The organism is Streptomyces sp. NPDC036813 (genome assembly GCF_055609245.1).
In genome coordinates, this window is record NZ_JBVJPV010000017.1 from 121844 (window position 1) to 139673 (window position 17830).

The window sequence follows — 17830 nt, forward strand, 5'->3', positions numbered from 1 at the left end:
ATGGTGGGACCGCACGGCTGAAGGGGAACATGCCATGAGCGCCGAGGACCTCGAGAAGTACGAGACCGAGATGGAGCTCAAGCTCTACCGGGAGTACCGCGATGTCGTCGGTCTGTTCAAATACGTGATCGAGACCGAGCGGCGCTTCTACCTGACCAATGACTACGAGATGCAGGTGCACTCGGTCCAGGGCGAGGTGTTCTTCGAGGTGACGATGGCGGATGCCTGGGTCTGGGACATGTACCGGCCGGCCCGCTTCGTGAAGCAGGTCCGCGTGCTCACGTTCAAGGACGTGAACATCGAGGAGCTGAACAAGAGCGACCTGGAGCTGCCCGGCGGCTGATGCCGCAGGTCTGCGCCACCCGTGTGGGTGGCCCGGTTTTCCACAATGGGTCAGCCGTCCACCAAGATCCACTTCTTGGTGGCGGGTGCGTGATCGTTGGCGCCGGAGGTGGTGCCGACATGAACGCACGCAGTGCCCTCGGCAGGTACGGAGAGACCCTGGCCGCACGGCGGTTGACCGAGACCGGCCTGGCGGTCCTGGAGCGCAACTGGCGGGCCGGACGGTCCGGAGAGATCGACATCGTGGCGCGGGACGGCGACGTCCTGGTCGTCTGCGAGGTCAAGACCCGCAGGGACGGCTCCTTCGAGCATCCGATGGCCGCCGTGACCCCGGAGAAGGCCGAGCGGTTGCGAGCGCTGGCCGAACGCTGGATCCAGGCCCACGGCGGGGCACCACCGGGCGGTGTCCGCATCGACGTCGTCGGTGTGGTCCTGCCGCGGCGGGGCGCGCCGGTCGTCGAGCATGTGCGAGGGGTGGCCTGACATGGGCTTCGCGCGTACGTGCTCCGTGGCCCTGGTCGGTGTCGAGGGCGTGGTCGTGGAGGTCCAGGCCGATCTCGAACCGGGTGTCGCCGCGTTCACCCTGGTCGGCCTCCCGGACAAGAGCCTGACGGAGAGCCGCGACCGGGTGCGGGCGGCGGTGGTCAACAGCGGGGCCGAGTGGCCGCAGAAGAAGCTCACCGTCGGGCTTTCGCCCGCCTCGGTGCCGAAGGCGGGCAGCGGATTCGACCTGGCCGTCGCCTGTGCCGTGCTCGGGGCCGCCGAGCGGATCGATCCCCGGGTGCTCTCCGACATCGTGATGATCGGCGAGCTGGGGCTGGACGGGCGGGTGCGGCCGGTGCGCGGCATCCTGCCGGCCGTCCTCGCCGCCGCGGACGCGGGGTACGAACAGGTGGTCGTCCCGGAGTGCGCCGCCGCCGAGGCGTCGCTGGTGCCCGGCGTGTCGGTGCTCGGCGTGCGCAGCCTGCGCCAGCTGATCGCCGTCCTCACCGACGAGCCCGTCCCGGAGGAGGAGCCCGACGACCTGGGCCGGCCCGACCCGCTGCTGGCCGGGCTGCGCATGCCCGGCACCGGTGCGGCCACCGGCATGCACAGCATGGGAGCCGCCCAGCAGGACGCCGGTCATGACCTCGCCGAGGTCGTCGGCCAGATCTCCGCGCGTACGGCGGTGGAGGTGGCCGCGGCAGGCGGGCACCACCTGTTCCTCGAGGGGCCACCCGGGGCGGGCAAGACCATGCTCGCCGAGCGGCTGCCCGCCGTCCTGCCCCGGCTGACCCGGCAGGAGTCGCTGGAGGTCACGGCCGTGCACTCGGTGGCCGGGCTGCTGCCGCCCGGCAAACCGCTGATCGACGTCGCGCCCTACTGCGCCCCGCACCACTCGGCCACCATGCAGTCCCTCGTCGGCGGCGGTGCGAACATCGCCCGACCCGGCGCGGTCTCGCTGGCCCACCGGGGCGTGCTCTTTTTGGACGAGACACCCGAGTTCAGCAGCCATGCCCTTGACGCGCTGCGGCAGCCGCTGGAGTCGGGGCACGTGGTGATCGCGCGCAGTGCCGGCGTGGTGCGTTTCCCGGCGAGGTTCCTGATGGTGCTCGCGGCCAATCCGTGCCCCTGCGGGCGCTTCTCGCTCAGGGACAGCCTGTGCGACTGCCCGCCCTCGGTGATCCGCCGCTACCAGGCGAGGATCTCCGGCCCGCTGCTCGACCGGGTCGACCTGCGGGTCGAGGTGGACCCGGTGGGCCGGGCCGAACTCGCCCAGCGCGGTCCCGGCGGTGAGTCGACGGCCACGGTCGCCGCACGGGTCCGGGCGGCCCGGGAGCGGGCGGCGGCCCGCCTCGCGGACACCCCGTGGCGCACCAACAGCGAGGTTCCCGGCCGCGAGCTGCGCACCCGCTGGCACGCCGCGCCGGGGGCCATGGACGACGCCGAACGCAACCTGGAGCGCGGGGTGCTCACGGCCCGTGGGCTGGACCGCGTCCTGCGGGTCGCGTGGACGGTCGCCGACCTCGTCGGCCACGACCGGCCCGACGCGACCGACGTGGCCCTGGCGCTGCAGCTGCGTACGGGCGTGCCGCGCGGGGTCCCGATGGCCATCGGAGCGCTCGCATGACCGGCGGCCCCGGACCGGCCGAGGACCTGCTCGGCCGGGTCTTCCTCACCAGGGTCGTCGAGCCGGGCGACGAGGCCGGCGGGCGGTGGGTGCGGGAGTTGGGGGTGGCGGAGGTCGTGCGGCGGCTGCGGGCCGGGGGGCCCGCCCTGCCCGGGGTCAGTGCGCAGCGGTGGGCCGGGCTGCTGGCCCGCGCCGGGCGGGCCGAGCCGGAGGCGGACCTCGCCGCCGCGCAGGCCGCCGGTGTGCGGTTTGTGGCCCCCGGCAGCTCCGAGTGGCCCGGGCAGCTGGACGACCTCGGCGACGCCCGCCCGGTCGGGCTGTGGGTGCGCGGCCGGCCCAGTCTGCGCATGTGGGCGCTGAAGTCCGTCGCGGTCGTCGGCGCCCGTGCCTGCACGGAGTACGGCGCCCACATGGCGGCCACCCTCGCCGCCGGGCTCGCCGAGCGGGGGTGGGTCGTCGTCTCCGGCGGCGCCTACGGCATCGACGGCGCCGCCCACCGCGGGGCCCTCGGCGCGGGCGGCGCCACCGTCGCCGTCCTGGCCTGCGGCGTCGACCGGCCCTACCCGCGTGGACACACCGAGTTGATCAACCGGATCGCCGAGCAGGGGCTGGTGGTCGGTGAGCTGCCGCCCGGCGATCATCCGACGCCGAGCCGGTTCGTCCTGCGCAACCGGGTCATCGCCGCCCTGACCCGGGGGAGCGTGGTCGTCGAGGCGGCGTACCGCAGCGGCTCCCTGGTCACCGCGCGGGCCGCGCAGCGTCTCGGCCGTCACACGATAGGAGTACCCGGACCCGCCACCAGCGGTCTGTCGGCGGGAGTGCACGAACTGCTGCGCGGCGGCGCCACCCTCGTCACCGACGCAGCGGAGGTCGTCGAACTGGTCGGCGACATCGGGGAGCTGGCTCCGGAGCGCAGAGGCCCGGTGCTGCCGCGGGATCTGCTGGCCGTCGGCGCCCGACGGGTGCTGGCCGCGCTGCCCGGCCGGCGTGCGGCCTCGCCGTCCGACATCGCGCGCCACGCGCAGACCACCCAGGACGACGCGATCGCGAGGCTGTACGAACTCAGAGCCCTCGGTTACGTCGAACGACACGGCGACGACTGGAAGTTGACACGCCAGGCCGTGGTGTCCGCCAGAGGCGCCCGCTGACCCGGTCGGCGGGGGTCGTTCGGCCGTCCGGGGGAAGCGCGAAGCCCGGGGAGACAGCGGCGAGTTGGCGCCCCGAGGGCAGTGCGCGCGGTGACCGCAGCACTCCGCCGGGGCGTCCAGCGGAACGTATCTGCGGATCCTGCGGGACGCTTTCTTCGCACACCGCGATCCTTCAGTCACGCTACGCTCACGAGGATCGGCGACGACATCCCCACTTTCACGCGTACGGCACAGCAGAACGGCACAAGGCGACGAATGCCCCAGCACACTTCCGGGTCCGACCGGGCGGCGATCCCCTCAGCCGCCCGTGACGGTGGCAGCGTGCGGCCGCCCGCTCCCTCGACGCTCGACGAGCTCTGGCGGTCGTACAAGGCGACGGGAGACGAACGGCTGCGGGAACAGCTGATCCTGCACTACTCGCCGCTGGTCAAGTACGTGGCCGGCCGGGTGAGCGTGGGTCTGCCGCCCAATGTGGAGCAGGCCGACTTCGTCTCCTCCGGGGTGTTCGGGCTGATCGACGCGATCGAGAAGTTCGACATCGACCGGGAGATCAAGTTCGAGACGTACGCGATCACCCGGATCCGCGGCGCCATGATCGACGAGCTGAGGGCGCTGGACTGGATCCCGCGCTCGGTGCGGCAGAAGGCGCGCAACGTCGAGCGTGCCTACGCCACGCTGGAGGCACGGCTGCGGCGCACCCCGAGCGAGCAGGAGGTCGCTGCCGAACTGGGCATCGCGGTGGAGGACCTGCACGCGGTGTTCAGCCAGTTGTCGCTGGCCAACGTCGTGGCGCTGGAGGAGCTGCTGCACGTCGGCGGGGAGAGCGGCGACCGGCTGAGCCTGATGGACACGCTGGAGGACACCGCCGCCGACAACCCGGTGGAGGTCGCCGAGGACCGCGAGCTGCGACGCTTCCTCGCGCGGGCGATCAACACGCTGCCCGAGCGGGAGAAGACCGTCGTCACGCTGTACTACTACGAGGGCCTCACGCTGGCGGAGATCGGCAACGTGCTCGGGGTGACCGAGAGCCGGGTCAGTCAGATCCACACCAAGTCGGTGCTCCAGCTGCGGGCGAAACTGGCCGGTTTCGGCCGCTGAGGCGCCGCTGAGCGGCCAGGGCCGGTGAGTGACTCCCGTCCCGGGTGGCGCGTCCGTAGAGTGGTTGACGTGCCAAGGATTCGAGCGGCCTCCGTGGCCGAGCACCGGTCGATGCAGCGTGCCGCCCTGCTGGACGCGGCGCGTTCCCTGCTGTCCGAGGGCGGCACCGAAGCGCTGACCTTCCCGGCCCTCGCCGAGCGCACGGGGCTCGCGCGCTCGTCCGTGTACGAGTACTTCCGGTCGCGGGCGGCCGTGGTCGAGGAGCTGTGCGCGGTCGACTTCCCCGTGTGGGCGGCCGAGGTGTCGGCGGCGATGGCCGCGGCGGACGGGCCGGAGGCCAAGGTCGAGGCGTATGTGCGCACGCAGCTGGAGCTGGTGGGGGACCGGCGGCACCGGGCCGTGGTCGCCATCTCCGCGAGCGAGCTGGACGCGGGGGCCCGGGAGAAGATCCGCGCCGCCCACGGAGGGCTCGTCGCGCTGATCGTCGAGGCCCTGGAGGAGCTGGGGCACGCGGAGGCCCGGCTGGCGGCGATGCTCGTGCAGGGGGTCGTGGACGCCGCGGTGCGGCGCCTGGAGCTGGGGGCGGCGGAGGAGCCCTCGGTGATCGCGGAGGCGGCCGTGGCGATGGTGCTGCGAGGCGTGCGGGGCTGAGCCCGCGGCTACGTCGGCCCTACGTCGGCAGGGGCACCCCCAGCACCGGCAGCAGCCTCGACGGCCCCCCGCTCCGAAGGCGGGGCGGGAGCAGCAGCAGCGGGTCCAGGTAGATCCCGGCTCTGCGCAGGCCCCAGTGCACGCACGGGAGCGCGCAGTGACTGCCCGCCGGCTCCACGGTGGCGATCACCGCGCCAGCCGTCACCTCGTCGCCCTCACGCACCGACGCCCGTACCGGCCCGTACGTCGTCCGCAGGGCCGGCGCACCCGTCCCGCGCAACTCCACCGACACCACCCCCTTCCCCGCCACCCGCCCCGCGAAGGACACCCGGCCTGCCGCCACCGACCGCACGGGAGCGCCCGCCGGGGCCGCCAGATCGACTCCGCGGTGGCCCGGTCCGTACGGGGAAGCGGGGGGCGACCACCCGCGCAGGATGCGCGGGCGCACCCCGACCGGCCAGGTCGTCGCCACCGCCGGCACCCGCGCGCCCGTGCCCGAGGGCCCGGGCGGCGGCGCCTGCGCCCACGCCAGCGGGGCCAGGACCGTCACCGCCAGCCCCAGCAGCACCGCCCACATCACCCCTGCGTATCGCTGTGTCCCCATGCCCCAGACAGTCCCGCACCCCACGCGACCTCGGCCGGGATCTGTGGATGACTCCCGGGTTGTGGACAGCGGCGTCACCCGGCGCCCCGCCGGTCCCGTACACTTCTTCTGGCGATCCGGGTCACCGGGTCGACTTCGCACGCCCCGGTACGGCCACCGGAAACGGTCCGTATCAGCGCCCCTCGGTCCTTCGTGGCACGGCGCACCGCGGGCGTCAGGCGCGACCGCCGTCCGGCGGACGCGGCACAACCGAGAACTCAAGGAGATACGGCCATGGCCGTCGTCACGATGCGGGAGCTGCTGGAGAGCGGCGTCCACTTCGGTCACCAGACCCGTCGCTGGAACCCGAAGATGAAGCGCTTCATCTTCACCGAGCGCAACGGCATCTACATCATCGACCTGCTCCAGTCGCTGTCGTACATCGACCGCGCCTACGAGTTCGTCAAGGAGACCGTCGCCCACGGCGGCACGGTCATGTTCGTCGGCACGAAGAAGCAGGCGCAGGAGGCCATCGCCGAGCAGGCCACCCGCGTCGGCATGCCCTACGTGAACCAGCGCTGGCTGGGCGGCATGCTCACCAACTTCTCGACCGTCTACAAGCGCCTGCAGCGCCTGAAGGAGCTCGAGCAGATCGACTTCGAGGACGTCGCGGCCTCCGGTCTGACCAAGAAGGAGCTCCTGGTCCTCTCCCGCGAGAAGGCCAAGCTGGAGAAGACCCTCGGTGGTATCCGCGAGATGCAGAAGGTGCCGAGCGCCGTCTGGATCGTGGACACCAAGAAGGAGCACATCGCCGTTGGTGAGGCCCGGAAGCTGAACATCCCGGTCGTCGCGATCCTCGACACCAACTGCGACCCCGACGAGGTCGACTACAAGATCCCGGGCAACGACGACGCGATCCGCTCCGTCACCCTGCTCACCCGTGTGATCGCCGACGCCGTCGCCGAGGGCCTCATCGCCCGCTCCGGCGTCGCCACCGGCGACAAGGGCGAGAAGGCCGCGGGCGAGCCGCTCGCCGAGTGGGAGCGCGACCTGCTCGAGGGTGAGAAGAAGGCTGACTCCTCCGAGGAGGCCGCTGCTCCGGCCGCCGAGGCTGCTCCGGCCGCCGAGGCCCCCGCCGCCGAGGCCGCGCCGGCCGCCGAGGCCGCGCCGGCCGCCGAGGCCGCGCCGGCCGCCGAGGACGAGAAGGCCGCCGAGGGCGAGCAGGCCTGACCCGTCAGCGTCAGCGTTGACGGCGGGAGCGGCGACATCCAGTCCGCTCCCGCCGTTCACCCGTAGGTCAGCGGCAGGACAGCGGCCTCCGACCACATGGAGTCCGCACCCCGTAGATCTTCGATCCTCCAGACTTCGAGAAAGACTCACAGACTCATGGCGAACTACACCGCCGCCGACGTCAAGAAGCTCCGCGAGCTCACCGGCGCCGGCATGATGGACTGCAAGAAGGCGCTGGACGAGGCCGAGGGCAACGTCGAGAAGGCCGTCGAGGCGCTGCGCATCAAGGGCCAGAAGGGCGTCGCCAAGCGCGAGGGCCGCTCCGCCGAGAACGGCGCCGTGGTCTCGATCATCGCCGACGACAACTCCTCCGGCGTCCTGGTCGAGCTGAAGTGCGAGACGGACTTCGTCGCCAAGGGTGACAAGTTCCAGGCCGTCGCCAACGCGATCGCCGAGCACGTCGCCAAGTCGAACCCGGCCGACATCGAGGCCCTGCTCGCCTCCGAGATCGAGCCCGGCAAGACCGTCCAGGCGTTCGTGGACGAGGCCAACGCCAACCTCGGCGAGAAGATCGTCCTGGACCGCTTCGCGCAGTTCACCGACGGCTTCGTGCTCGCCTACATGCACCGCACGATGCCCGACCTGCCCCCGCAGATCGGTGTCCTCGTCGAGCTGGACAAGCCGAACGCCGAGATCGCCAAGGGCGTCGCACAGCACATCGCCGCCTTCGCGCCGAAGTACCTCTCCAAGGACGACGTCCCGGCCGAGGTCGTCGAGTCCGAGCGCCGCATCGCCGAGGAGACCACCCGCGCCGAGGGCAAGCCCGAGGCCGCGATCGCCAAGATCGTCGAGGGTCGCCTCAACGGCTTCTTCAAGGACGCCACGCTCCTCGGCCAGCCGTACGCGCTGGACAACAAGAAGAGCGTCGAGAAGGTTCTGCAGGAGGCCGGTGTCACCCTGAAGCGCTTCGCGCGCATCAAGGTCGGCATCTGAGTCCGTACGGCGATCGACGCTCGACCCCGATAGGGTCGACATCAGTCGTCCCTGCCGTCCGCGCACGGCGTCACAGGCGCGCGTGACGGACGGCAGCAGATCTGACGAGGAGGCCATTGCCGCATGGGATGTGAACCACGCCCCGCCGGCAATGGCCTTCTTCGCATGTGCACCACGTTGAAAGAGGCGGGATCCCCATGACCACCAAGCCCGACAAGAGCGATGACGGCAAAGTACGCGGCCGGTTTCTGCTGAAGCTGTCCGGAGAGGCCTTCTCCGGCGGCGGTGGGCTGGGCGTCGACCCAGACGTGGTGCACGCGATCGCCCGTGAGATCGCCGCCGTCGTGCGTGACGGCGCGCAGGTCGCGGTCGTCATCGGCGGGGGCAACTTCTTCCGCGGGGCCGAGCTCCAGCAGCGCGGCATGGACCGCGCCCGCTCGGACTACATGGGCATGCTCGGCACCGTGATGAACTGCCTCGCCCTCCAGGACTTCCTGGAGAAGGAGGGCATCGTCTCCCGCGTCCAGACCGCCATCACCATGGGCCAGGTCGCGGAGCCGTACATCCCGCTGCGCGCCGTGCGGCACCTGGAGAAGGGCCGCGTCGTGATCTTCGGCGCCGGTATGGGCATGCCGTACTTCTCCACCGACACCACCGCCGCCCAGCGCGCCCTGGAGATCGACGCCGAGGCGCTGCTCATGGGCAAGAACGGCGTGGACGGGGTCTACGACTCCGACCCGAAGGCCAACCCGGACGCCGTGAAGTTCGACTCGCTCGGCTACGGCGAGGTCATCACCCGCGACCTGAAGGTCGCCGATGCCACGGCCATCACGCTCTGCCGCGACAACAAGCTCCCGATCGTCGTCTTCGAGCTCCTGAAGGAGGGCAATATCGCCCGCGCCGTCAAGGGTGAGAAGATCGGCACGCTCGTGGGTGAACAGGGCAGCCGGGACTGACCGGAGATTCACCCCGACCCTGACCGGGGGATGGACAATGTCCTGCAGGTCGGGAACCGTGCAGGAAGAAGACGCGACGCAGCCGGCCGCCGACCACAGCAGGAACCGCAGCCGGGCCTACTCAAGACACGCAGGAGCAAGTGGTGATCGAAGAGACCCTCCTCGAGGCCGAGGAGAAGATGGAGAAGGCCGTCGTGGTCGCCAAGGAGGACTTCGCCGCGATCCGCACCGGCCGTGCGCACCCGGCGATGTTCAACAAGATCGTGGCCGAGTACTACGGCGCGCCGACGCCGATCAACCAGCTGGCCTCGTTCTCCGTGCCGGAGCCGCGGATGGCCGTCGTGACCCCGTTCGACAAGACCGCTCTGCGCAACATCGAGCAGGCGATCCGCGACTCCGACCTCGGCGTCAACCCGAGCAACGACGGCAACATCATCCGTGTGGTGTTCCCCGAGCTGACCGAGGAGCGCCGCCGCGAGTACATCAAGGTCGCCCGCGGCAAGGGCGAGGACGCCAAGGTCTCCATCCGCTCCGTGCGCCGCAAGGCCAAGGACGCCATCGACAAGCTGATCAAGGACGGCGAGGTCGGCGAGGACGAGGGCCGCCGTGCGGAGAAGGAACTCGACGACCTGACGTCGAAGTACGTCGCCCAGGTGGACGAGCTTCTCAAGCACAAGGAAGCGGAACTGCTCGAGGTCTGATGAACGACTCTTCCTGGGGGGCATCGCCCCACGCCGGGCAGGCCGGGTACTGGGGCCCCGCCGACCAGGGGCCCGTCCCGGGCACCGGCCCGGCGGGTCCCGCGTACGATGCGCAGGAAGCGCAGCAGACTCGCCCCATGCCCATCGTGCCCGACGGACCCGCACATGGCGGAGACCAGGATGACGACCGGGGGGCCGCTCGGCTGAGCGGCCCCTTGTTCCGCGACGAGAACGCGCGCGGCGCAAGCGTCCGCGCCGAGAGCGCCCGGGACGACGACCTCCGCGACCACCGCGTCCGTACCGACACCTTCCGCGAGCAGAATCCGGAGCCCATGCCCGACGCCCCGCAGCCGGCGCCCGCCCCGCAGAAGAAGAGCGCGGGCCGCGACCTGAGCTCCGCCATAGGGGTCGGGGTCGGGCTCGGTGCGGTCATCATCGCCTCGCTGTTCATCGTCAAGGCCGTGTTCGTCGGCGTGATCGCCGTCGCCGTCGTCGTCGGCCTGTGGGAGCTGACCAGCAGGCTGCAGGAGCGCAAGGAGATCCGCGCGCCCCTGGTGCCGCTCGCGATCGGCGGCGCCGCCATGGTGGTCGCCGGGTATGTGCGCGGTGCCGAGGGCGCGTGGGTCGCGATGGCGCTCACGGCGCTCGCGGTGCTGGTCTGGCGGATGACCGAGCCGCCGGAGGGCTACCTCAAGGACGTCACGGCCGGCGTCTTCGCGGCCTTCTACGTGCCGTTCCTGGCGACGTTCGTCGCGATGATGCTCACCGCCGACGACGGTCCCTGGCGGGTGCTGACCTTCCTGCTCCTCACGGTCGTCAGCGACACCGGCGCGTACGCCGTCGGCTGGCGCTTCGGCAAGCACAAGCTCGCCCCGCGGATCAGCCCCGGCAAGACCCGCGAGGGCCTGCTCGGCGCCGTGACCTTCGCGATGGTCGCCGGTGCGCTGTGCCTGCAGTTCCTGATCGACGACGGCACCTGGTGGCAGGGGCTGCTGCTGGGTCTCGCGGTCGCGGCCAGCGCGACGCTGGGCGACCTCGGCGAGTCGATGATCAAGCGGGACCTGGGCATCAAGGACATGGGCACGCTGCTCCCCGGGCACGGGGGCATCATGGACCGCCTGGACTCGCTGCTGCCGACGGCTCCGGTGGTGTGGCTGCTGCTGGTGTTGTTCGTCGGCGCCGCCTGACCGGCGCGCACGGCTTTTGAGCCCCGTCCTCCTGTCAGGGAGGGCGGGGCTCGTCGTCGTAGAGGGCCCGCCCCTCTGGATGGCCGGTCGGCGGGGGCGGTGGGACGATTTCGGGTGTAAGCCCCGAACCGGCTTGCCCTGGAAAGGGGGCCACCATGTCCGGTTTCCACGATGAGATCGTTCTCAACTGTCGCCCCGACGAGGTGTGGACGTTCGTCACGGACCCCGCCCATCTGCCGGACTGGCAGGAGAGCGCGGTGTCCGCCGAGCAGCTCGACGACGGCCCGTTCGGAGTCGGCTCCCGGGTCCGGGTCACCCGGCACCTCGGCCGCCGCGACGTTCCCATGACGATGCAGTGCACCGAGTACGAGCCGGGACGCTCGTGGAGCGTGCACGGGATCGACGGGGCGGTACGCGGCACCTTCCGCGGTGAGGTCACCCCCGTCGACGAGGGCCGGCGCACCCGGCTGACCATGGACCTCGACTTCGAGGGCCACGGCCTCGGCAAGGTCCTCATCCCGCTCGTCGTCCGCCCGCAGGTCCGCAAGGAGTTCCCGCGCAACGAGCAGCTGCTCAAGCAGCACCTGGAGCACACGGCCGCGTAGCCCCCGCCGCTCGGGAGCGGCTACAGTCCCGATCATGGGGAAGGCGAGACTCGCGGACGACGGCACCTACCACGGCGACCTGCCGTGCACGTGGTGCAAGACGCTGATCGACCAGGCGGGGCGCAGAAAGCCCCGCCGCTACTGCCGCCGCTCCCACCGCTGGAAGTCCTACGGCTCCAACGTCGCGGTGGTCATCGGCGCGCTCTTCAACTGACGGGCCGGGCGATCGACCGTACCGCGGCCCACGGAAGGGCGCTGTACCGGCCGAGCAGGCCACCCGAGTGGATCTGCGACACTGGTAGCACCATGCCCAAGCCCGGAGAACTTACTTTTGTCGCGCCGCGCGGAGCGAAGTCGCCGCCGCGGCATCTTGCCGATCTTTCGCCCGCCGAGCGCAAGGTGGTCGTGGCCGAGATCGGGGAGAAGCCGTTTCGCGCCAAGCAGCTGTCGCAGCACTACTTCGCGCGGTACGCGCACGACCCGGAGCAGTGGACCGACATCCCCGCCGGTGCGCGCGACAAGCTGCGGGAGGCGCTGTTTCCCGAGCTGATGACCGTCGTGCGGCATCTGTCGACGGACGAGGGGACCACGCGCAAGACGCTGTGGCGGCTGTTCGACGGGACGCTCGTCGAGTCCGTGCTGATGCGGTACCCGGACCGGGTCACCATGTGCATCAGCTCGCAGGCCGGCTGTGGCATGAACTGCCCGTTCTGTGCGACCGGGCAGGCCGGTCTCGACCGGAATCTGTCCACCGCGGAGATCGTGCACCAGATCGTCGAGGGCATGCGGGCGCTCAGGGACGGGGAGATCCCCGGCGGTGCGTCCCGGCTGTCCAACATCGTCTTCATGGGCATGGGCGAGCCGCTCGCCAACTACAAGCGGGTCGTCGGGGCCATTCGCGCGCTCACCGATCCCGCGCCCGACGGGCTGGGGCTGTCCCAGCGCGGCATCACGGTGTCGACGGTCGGGCTCGTGCCCGCCATCCACCGGTTCGCCGACGAGGGCTTCAAGTGCCGGCTGGCGATCTCGCTGCACGCCCCGGACGACGAGCTGCGCGACACCCTCGTCCCCGTGAACACGCGGTGGAAGGTGCGGGAGGTGCTCGACGCCGGGTTCGAGTACGTCGAGAAGAGCGGGCGGCGGCTGTCCATCGAGTACGCCCTCATCCGGGACATCAACGATCAGGCGTGGCGGGGGGACCGGCTCGGGCGGTTGCTCAAGGGCAAGCCCGTGCACGTCAATCTCATCCCGCTCAACCCGACCCCGGGGTCCAAGTGGACCGCCTCGCGGCCCGAGGACGAGAAGGCGTTCGTCGAGGCGATCGCCGCTCATGGTGTACCGGTGACCATCCGGGACACCCGGGGGCAGGAGATCGACGGGGCGTGTGGTCAGCTCGCCGCCACCGAGCGGTAATCTGACTCTCGTCAGTACATCTACATATTCCGACAGGGGAGCGCCACAGCGCTGAGAGTGCGGCGGACAGGGCCGCAGACCCTCCGAACCTCGCCCAGGTCATTCTGGGTAGGGAGATCGGTCATCACTCGAGCTGTTGCGCCCTGCCCGGGACACCGTGAGGCGTCCCGGGCAGGGCCGCGTCTCTTCCTGGTCACTCCAGGAGGAATGTCAGTGAGCATCACCAAGAAGGCCACGGTCGTGGCGGTCGGCATCGGCCTCGTCACGCTGTCCGCGTGCGGGTCGTCGGGCGGGAGCGAGAAGACGTCCGCCGAGTCCAAGACCGTCACGCTCGTCAGTCACGACTCGTGGGCCGTGTCCAAGAACGTCCTCGCGGACTTCGAGAAGCAGTCCGGGTACAAGGTCCGCGTCCTGCCCAACGGTGACGCCGGGCAGGCCGTCAACAAGGCCATCCTCACCAAGGACAACCCGCAGGGCGACGTCTTCTTCGGCGTCGACAACACCCTGCTCTCCCGCGCCCTGGACAACGGCCTCTTCCAGCCGTACCAGGCCAAGGGGCTCGGCACCATCGGCGCCCAGTACCAGCTGGACCAGGGCAAGCACCGGGTCACACCGATCGACCACGGCGACATCTGCGTCAACTACGACAAGAAGTACTTCGCCGACCACAAGCTGACCCCGCCGGCTTCCTTCGACGACCTGGTCAAGCCCGAGTACAAGAACCTGCTGGTCACCGAGAACGCCGCGACCTCCTCGCCCGGCCTCGGCTTCCTGCTCGGCACCGCCGCCAAGTACGGAGACAACGGCTGGCAGGGCTACTGGAAGAAGCTCGAGGCCAACGGCGTGAAGGTGGTCGACGGCTGGGAGCAGGCCTACGACCAGGAGTTCTCCGGCTCGGCCGGCGGCAAGAAGGCCCACGGCGACCGGCCGCTGGTCGTCTCGTACGCCTCCTCCCCGCCCGCCGAGGTCGTCTTCGCCAAGCCGCAGCCCAAGACCGCGCCCACCGGTGTCGCCGCCGGCACCTGCTTCCGGCAGATCGAATTCGCCGGGCTGCTCAGCAACGCGAAGAACACCAAGGGCGGCAAGGCGCTGATCGACTTCCTGGTCTCCAAGGAGTTCCAGCAGGACATGCCGCTGAACATGTTCGTCTACCCGGTGGTCGACGGCGCCAAGGTGCCCGCCGAGTTCACCCAGTACGGCCCCGCGGCCAAGGACCCCGAGACCCTCGCCCCCGGCAAGATCGCCGACCACCGCGACCAGTGGGTCAAGCAGTGGACCTCGCTCGTACTGAAGTAGCCCGCCGTACGGACCGCGCGGGGAGCGCGGCGCGGCTCGGCCTGATGGCCCTGCCCGTCGCGTTCTTCGCCGTGTTCTTCGCCTACCCCGTGGCCGCGATCGTCGCCCGCGGACTGAAAGTGGACGGCGCCTGGCAGTTCGGACGGCTCACCGACGTGCTCGGCCAGTCCGACATCCGGCACGTGCTGTGGTTCACCACCTGGCAGGCGCTGGTCTCCGCCGGGCTCACCCTGCTGCTCGCACTGCCCGGCGCCTATGTCTTCGCCCGCTTCGACTTCCCCGGCAAGCGGCTGCTGCGGGCGGTGGTGACGGTGCCGTTCGTGCTGCCGACCGTCGTCGTCGGCACGGCCTTCCTCGCCCTGGTCGGCCGCGGCGGGCTGCTCGACCAGCTGTGGGGCGTACGGCTGGACACCACCGTGTGGGCGATCCTGCTCGCCCACGTCTTCTTCAACTACGCCGTCGTCGTGCGGACCGTCGGAGGGCTGTGGGCGCAGCTCGACCCGCGCCAGGAGGACGCGGCGAGGATGCTCGGCGCGTCCCGCTTCACCGCCTGGCGCACCGTCACCCTGCCCGCGCTCGCGCCGGCGGTCGCGGCGGCCGGGCTGATGGTGTTCCTGTTCTGCTTCACCTCCTTCGGCATCGTCCAGATCCTCGGCGGCCCCGGCTTCTCCACCCTGGAGGTGGAGATCTACCGGCAGACCGCCGACATCTTCGACCTGTCCACCGCCGCCGTCCTGACGATCGTGCAGTTCGTCGCGGTCGGCGCGATCCTCGCCGTGCACGCCCGGACGGTACGGCGCCGGGAGAGCGCGCTGAAGCTGGTGGACGCGGCGACGACGGCACGCCGGCCGCGCGGCGCCGGGCAGTGGGCGCTGCTCGCCGGTGTGCTGCTGACCATCGCCGCGCTGCTCGTGCTGCCGCCCGCGGTACTCGTGCAGCGCTCCCTGGACGGCGGCCTGCACTACTACCGGGAGCTGACCGCCCAGGACGGCAACACCTTCCTCGTACCGCCGATCGAGGCCATCGGCAATTCGCTGCAGTACGCCCTTGCCGCCACCGGCATCGCGCTGCTGATCGGCGCGTTCGCCGCCGCCGCGCTGACCCGCCGGGACGCCGGACGTCTGGTGCGCGGCTTCGACGCGCTGCTGATGCTGCCGCTCGGCGTGTCCGCGGTGACCGTCGGCTTCGGCTTCCTGATCACGCTCGACAAGCCGCCGCTGGACCTGCGCAGCTCCTGGATCCTGGTGCCGCTCGCCCAGGCGCTTGTCGGCGTCCCCTTCGTCATCCGGACCATGCTGCCCGTGCTGCGCGCGGTCGACGGACGGCTGCGGGAGGCGGCGACCATGCTCGGGGCCTCGCCGTGGCGGGTGTGGCGGGAGGTCGATCTGCCGATGGTGCGGCGGGCACTGCTGATCGCCGCCGGGTTCGCCTTCGCCGTGTCGCTGGGCGAGTTCGGCGCGACCGTGTTCATCGCGCGGCCCGACACCCCGACCCTGCCGGTGGCCGTCGCCCGGCTGCTGGCGCGGCCCGGTGACCTCAACTACGGGCAGGCGATGGCCCTGTCGACGATTCTGATGGTGGTGTGCGCCGTGGCGCTGCTCGTCCTGGAGAGCCTGCGGGTGCCCGACCGGACGGGGGAGTTCTAGATGCTGCTCAGCCTCGACGCCGCGACCGTCCGCTTCGGCGAGCGGACCGTCCTCGACGCCGTCGACCTGGACGTCGCCGAGCACGAGGTGGTGTGCGTGCTCGGTCCGAGCGGCAGCGGCAAGTCGACGCTGCTGCGGGCGGTCGCCGGACTCCAGCCGCTGGACGCGGGCCGGATCCTGCTGGACGGCCGGGACCAGGCGAAGGTGCCCGCGCACAAGCGGGGCGTGGGGCTGATGTTCCAGGACCACCAGCTCTTCCCGCAGCGGGACGTGGCCGGAAACGTCGCCTTCGGGCTGCGTATGCACGGCGCCGGGAAGGGCGAACAGGGCGACCGGGTGAGGGAGTTGCTGGACCTGGTCGGGCTGCCCGGGGCCGGGCGGCGGGCCGTGGGCGCGCTGTCCGGCGGTGAGCAGCAGCGGGTGGCGCTCGCCCGGGCGCTCGCGCCGCGGCCCCGGCTGCTGATGCTGGACGAGCCGCTCGGTCAGCTCGACCGCTCGCTGCGCGAACGCCTCGTCGTCGAACTGCGGGAGCTGTTCGGCCGGTTGGGCACCACCGTGCTCGCCGTCACCCACGACCAGGGCGAGGCGTTCGCGCTCGCCGACCGGGTCGTGGTGATGCAGGACGGGCGGATCGCCCAGTCCGGCACGCCCCTGGAGGTGTGGCAGCACCCGGCGGACGCGTTCGTCGCCCGCTTCCTCGGCTTCGACAACGTGGTGGCGGGAACCGTCGTGGGCGAGGCCGCCGACACGCCCTGGGGCAAGCTGCCGGTGCCCGACGGCTCCCCGCAGGGTCCGCGCGACGTGCTGGTCCGCCCGGCCGGGGTCCGGCTGACCGAGGTGGCGCAGGGCCTGCGCTGCACCGTCACCGCCCGCACCTTCCGGGGTACCCATGTCGCCGTGCACCTCCAGCCCGAGGACGCGCCCCGCCTGGAGGCCGCCTGCGCGCTGCGCGAGGCGCCCGAGGTCGGTGCGGAGGTGGGCGTCGCCTTCGACGGGGCGGAAGTCGTCGTCCTCGGCTGAAGGCGGCCGGCTTCACGCGAACGGCCCGCCCCCGATCTCCCGGGGGCGGGCCGTCGTACGTGCGGGGGGTCAGCCGTTGCTCTTGGCCCCCCGGCGGCGCATGCCGAGGAAGACGGCGCCGCCGCCGACGACGACCAGGGCGCCCGCCACGCCGGCGATCAGGCCGGTGTTGGAGTTCGCGCCGGTCTCGGCGAGGTTGGAGTCACCGGCCGCCGGGGACGGGGCGTTGCTCGTGGTGCCCGCGGGGGCGCTGCTGGCCGGCGCCGACGGGCTCGGCGTGTCCTCGGCCGGGGTGGACTGCGACGGCTTCGGCGCCGGGCTGGTCGGCGGGGCCGGCGGCGTCGAGGGGGTGTCCTTCTTGCAGGCGGTGGGCGGCGTGGTGAGGTTCGGCGTGATGTCCTCGTCCACGATGGGGTGCTTCGCGTCGCCGGCCAGGACGTGGACGCGGTAGGTGGCGTTCGGCTTCCAGTCCTCGGCGAAGGTGATGGTCACGCCCTCGGCCGAGCCGGTGACGGTCTGCTCGCCGACCTTGTGGTCGTCGCTGCCCTTGTTCTCCAGGAAGACGGAGACGACGGCCGCGGTGCCGGAGGCGTCGACGTCGGTGACGGTGATGACGCCCTTGTCACCCTCGCACGAGGCCTTGGCGGAGAATTCGCTGATGTTGCAGGCGAGCGCGTTGCCGGCGACACCGAGCGCGAGCGCCGCCGCGGCGGAGGCGACCCCGAGGGCGCGCACGGAACGGGTGGCAGTACGGCGGGATATGGACACGTTTGTCCTTTACAGGATGCAACTGCGGGGGGTTGAAGGGGAGATGGGACGCCGAGGAGATGCGATCACAACCGCCCGGCACC

The 17830-nt window shown here is 71.4% G+C and carries 19 protein-coding genes; 17 read left to right on the top strand and 2 right to left on the bottom strand.

Annotated elements, in window-relative coordinates:
* Positions 1–34: 34 nt before the first annotated feature.
* From ACZ67Q_RS30920 to ACZ67Q_RS30945, 6 genes are all read left to right on the top strand, one after another.
* Positions 35–343 carry a DUF2469 domain-containing protein gene (locus tag ACZ67Q_RS30920; RefSeq protein ID WP_014675276.1) on the top strand — a complete coding sequence of 103 codons (309 nt, stop codon included), beginning with the start codon at positions 35–37 and terminating at the stop codon, positions 341–343.
* 119 nt (positions 344–462) lie between these two features.
* Positions 463–825 (top strand): YraN family protein, encoded by a 363-nt coding sequence (locus ACZ67Q_RS30925; RefSeq protein ID WP_471188876.1) that lies wholly within the window; start codon positions 463–465, stop codon positions 823–825.
* Between the two features lies 1 nt (position 826).
* Complete coding sequence (locus tag ACZ67Q_RS30930; protein WP_471188878.1) at positions 827–2452, top strand: YifB family Mg chelatase-like AAA ATPase; 1626 nt, start codon at positions 827–829, stop codon at positions 2450–2452.
* Positions 2449–3600, top strand: coding sequence for a DNA-processing protein DprA (gene dprA / locus ACZ67Q_RS30935; protein ID WP_471188881.1), 1152 nt, complete (start codon positions 2449–2451; stop codon positions 3598–3600). Before ACZ67Q_RS30930 ends, dprA begins: the two co-directional genes overlap by 4 nt.
* A gap of 255 nt (positions 3601–3855) precedes the next feature.
* Positions 3856–4698 carry an RNA polymerase sigma factor WhiG gene (whiG, locus tag ACZ67Q_RS30940; RefSeq protein WP_469816050.1) on the top strand — a complete coding sequence of 281 codons (843 nt, stop codon included), beginning with the start codon at positions 3856–3858 and terminating at the stop codon, positions 4696–4698.
* 93 nt (positions 4699–4791) lie between these two features.
* On the top strand, positions 4792–5349 hold the full coding sequence (locus ACZ67Q_RS30945) for a TetR/AcrR family transcriptional regulator (protein ID WP_471189109.1): 558 nt from the start codon (positions 4792–4794) through the stop codon (positions 5347–5349).
* A 19-nt stretch (positions 5350–5368) separates the two neighbouring features.
* On the opposite strand, the gene ACZ67Q_RS30950 is transcribed toward ACZ67Q_RS30945, so the two are convergent.
* Positions 5369–5953, bottom strand: coding sequence for a murein hydrolase activator EnvC family protein (locus tag ACZ67Q_RS30950; protein WP_471188884.1), 585 nt, complete (start codon positions 5951–5953; stop codon positions 5369–5371).
* Positions 5954–6226: 273 nt separating this feature from the next.
* On the opposite strand from ACZ67Q_RS30950, the gene rpsB reads away from it, so the two are divergent.
* From rpsB to ACZ67Q_RS31005, 11 genes are all read left to right on the top strand, one after another.
* Positions 6227–7162: a 30S ribosomal protein S2 gene (gene rpsB, locus ACZ67Q_RS30955; protein ID WP_471188886.1), complete on the top strand. Its 936-nt coding sequence runs from the start codon at positions 6227–6229 to the stop codon at positions 7160–7162.
* 156 nt (positions 7163–7318) lie between these two features.
* Entirely contained in the window at positions 7319–8155 is an 837-nt protein-coding gene (gene tsf / locus ACZ67Q_RS30960) for a translation elongation factor Ts (protein WP_471188889.1), read from the top strand.
* A 197-nt stretch (positions 8156–8352) separates the two neighbouring features.
* Positions 8353–9111: a UMP kinase gene (pyrH, locus tag ACZ67Q_RS30965; RefSeq protein ID WP_361627557.1), complete on the top strand. Its 759-nt coding sequence runs from the start codon at positions 8353–8355 to the stop codon at positions 9109–9111.
* Positions 9112–9254: 143 nt separating this feature from the next.
* Positions 9255–9812: a ribosome recycling factor gene (gene frr, locus ACZ67Q_RS30970; RefSeq protein ID WP_471188893.1), complete on the top strand. Its 558-nt coding sequence runs from the start codon at positions 9255–9257 to the stop codon at positions 9810–9812.
* Complete coding sequence (locus ACZ67Q_RS30975) at positions 9812–10999, top strand: phosphatidate cytidylyltransferase (protein ID WP_471188895.1); 1188 nt, start codon at positions 9812–9814, stop codon at positions 10997–10999. The genes frr and ACZ67Q_RS30975 overlap by 1 nt, the downstream gene beginning before the upstream one ends.
* 155 nt (positions 11000–11154) lie before the next feature.
* Positions 11155–11604 carry an SRPBCC family protein gene (locus ACZ67Q_RS30980; RefSeq protein WP_471188898.1) on the top strand — a complete coding sequence of 150 codons (450 nt, stop codon included), beginning with the start codon at positions 11155–11157 and terminating at the stop codon, positions 11602–11604.
* Positions 11605–11638: 34 nt separating this feature from the next.
* The gene (locus ACZ67Q_RS30985) at positions 11639–11818 is read left to right on the top strand and encodes a hypothetical protein (RefSeq protein WP_471188900.1); all 180 of its coding nucleotides are present in this window, start codon (positions 11639–11641) and stop codon (positions 11816–11818) included.
* A gap of 92 nt (positions 11819–11910) precedes the next feature.
* Positions 11911–13017 carry a dual-specificity RNA methyltransferase RlmN gene (gene rlmN / locus ACZ67Q_RS30990; RefSeq protein WP_471188903.1) on the top strand — a complete coding sequence of 369 codons (1107 nt, stop codon included), beginning with the start codon at positions 11911–11913 and terminating at the stop codon, positions 13015–13017.
* 207 nt (positions 13018–13224) lie between these two features.
* Positions 13225–14313, top strand: coding sequence for a thiamine ABC transporter substrate-binding protein (locus ACZ67Q_RS30995; RefSeq protein WP_471188905.1), 1089 nt, complete (start codon positions 13225–13227; stop codon positions 14311–14313).
* Positions 14314–14357: 44 nt separating this feature from the next.
* A complete protein-coding gene (locus tag ACZ67Q_RS31000) occupies positions 14358–15959 on the top strand; it encodes an ABC transporter permease (protein WP_471188908.1) in 1602 nt (533 codons plus the stop codon).
* Complete coding sequence (locus tag ACZ67Q_RS31005; protein WP_471188910.1) at positions 15960–16979, top strand: ABC transporter ATP-binding protein; 1020 nt, start codon at positions 15960–15962, stop codon at positions 16977–16979.
* Between the two features lie 69 nt (positions 16980–17048).
* Here the strand turns inward: ACZ67Q_RS31005 and ACZ67Q_RS31010 are convergent, their stop codons facing one another.
* Positions 17049–17747 (bottom strand): LAETG motif-containing sortase-dependent surface protein, encoded by a 699-nt coding sequence (locus ACZ67Q_RS31010; protein WP_471188913.1) that lies wholly within the window; start codon positions 17745–17747, stop codon positions 17049–17051.
* Between the last annotated feature and the right edge of the window lie 83 nt (positions 17748–17830).

What these genes read in the sequence shown, in the direction of transcription:
- ACZ67Q_RS30920 (WP_014675276.1), top strand. Translation starts at nt 35, where the DNA reads ATGAGCGCCGAGGACCTCGAGAAGTACGAGACCGAGATGGAGCTCAAG.
- ACZ67Q_RS30925 (WP_471188876.1), top strand. Translation starts at nt 463, where the DNA reads ATGAACGCACGCAGTGCCCTCGGCAGGTACGGAGAGACCCTGGCCGCA.
- ACZ67Q_RS30930 (WP_471188878.1), top strand. Translation starts at nt 827, where the DNA reads ATGGGCTTCGCGCGTACGTGCTCCGTGGCCCTGGTCGGTGTCGAGGGC.
- dprA (WP_471188881.1), top strand. Translation starts at nt 2,449, where the DNA reads ATGACCGGCGGCCCCGGACCGGCCGAGGACCTGCTCGGCCGGGTCTTC.
- whiG (WP_469816050.1), top strand. Translation starts at nt 3,856, where the DNA reads ATGCCCCAGCACACTTCCGGGTCCGACCGGGCGGCGATCCCCTCAGCC.
- ACZ67Q_RS30950 (WP_471188884.1), bottom strand. Translation starts at nt 5,953, where the DNA reads ATGGGGACACAGCGATACGCAGGGGTGATGTGGGCGGTGCTGCTGGGG.
- rpsB (WP_471188886.1), top strand. Translation starts at nt 6,227, where the DNA reads ATGGCCGTCGTCACGATGCGGGAGCTGCTGGAGAGCGGCGTCCACTTC.
- tsf (WP_471188889.1), top strand. Translation starts at nt 7,319, where the DNA reads ATGGCGAACTACACCGCCGCCGACGTCAAGAAGCTCCGCGAGCTCACC.
- pyrH (WP_361627557.1), top strand. Translation starts at nt 8,353, where the DNA reads ATGACCACCAAGCCCGACAAGAGCGATGACGGCAAAGTACGCGGCCGG.
- ACZ67Q_RS30975 (WP_471188895.1), top strand. Translation starts at nt 9,812, where the DNA reads ATGAACGACTCTTCCTGGGGGGCATCGCCCCACGCCGGGCAGGCCGGG.
- ACZ67Q_RS30980 (WP_471188898.1), top strand. Translation starts at nt 11,155, where the DNA reads ATGTCCGGTTTCCACGATGAGATCGTTCTCAACTGTCGCCCCGACGAG.
- ACZ67Q_RS30985 (WP_471188900.1), top strand. Translation starts at nt 11,639, where the DNA reads ATGGGGAAGGCGAGACTCGCGGACGACGGCACCTACCACGGCGACCTG.
- rlmN (WP_471188903.1), top strand. Translation starts at nt 11,911, where the DNA reads ATGCCCAAGCCCGGAGAACTTACTTTTGTCGCGCCGCGCGGAGCGAAG.
- ACZ67Q_RS30995 (WP_471188905.1), top strand. Translation starts at nt 13,225, where the DNA reads ATGTCAGTGAGCATCACCAAGAAGGCCACGGTCGTGGCGGTCGGCATC.
- ACZ67Q_RS31000 (WP_471188908.1), top strand. Translation starts at nt 14,358, where the DNA reads ATGGCCCTGCCCGTCGCGTTCTTCGCCGTGTTCTTCGCCTACCCCGTG.
- ACZ67Q_RS31005 (WP_471188910.1), top strand. Translation starts at nt 15,960, where the DNA reads ATGCTGCTCAGCCTCGACGCCGCGACCGTCCGCTTCGGCGAGCGGACC.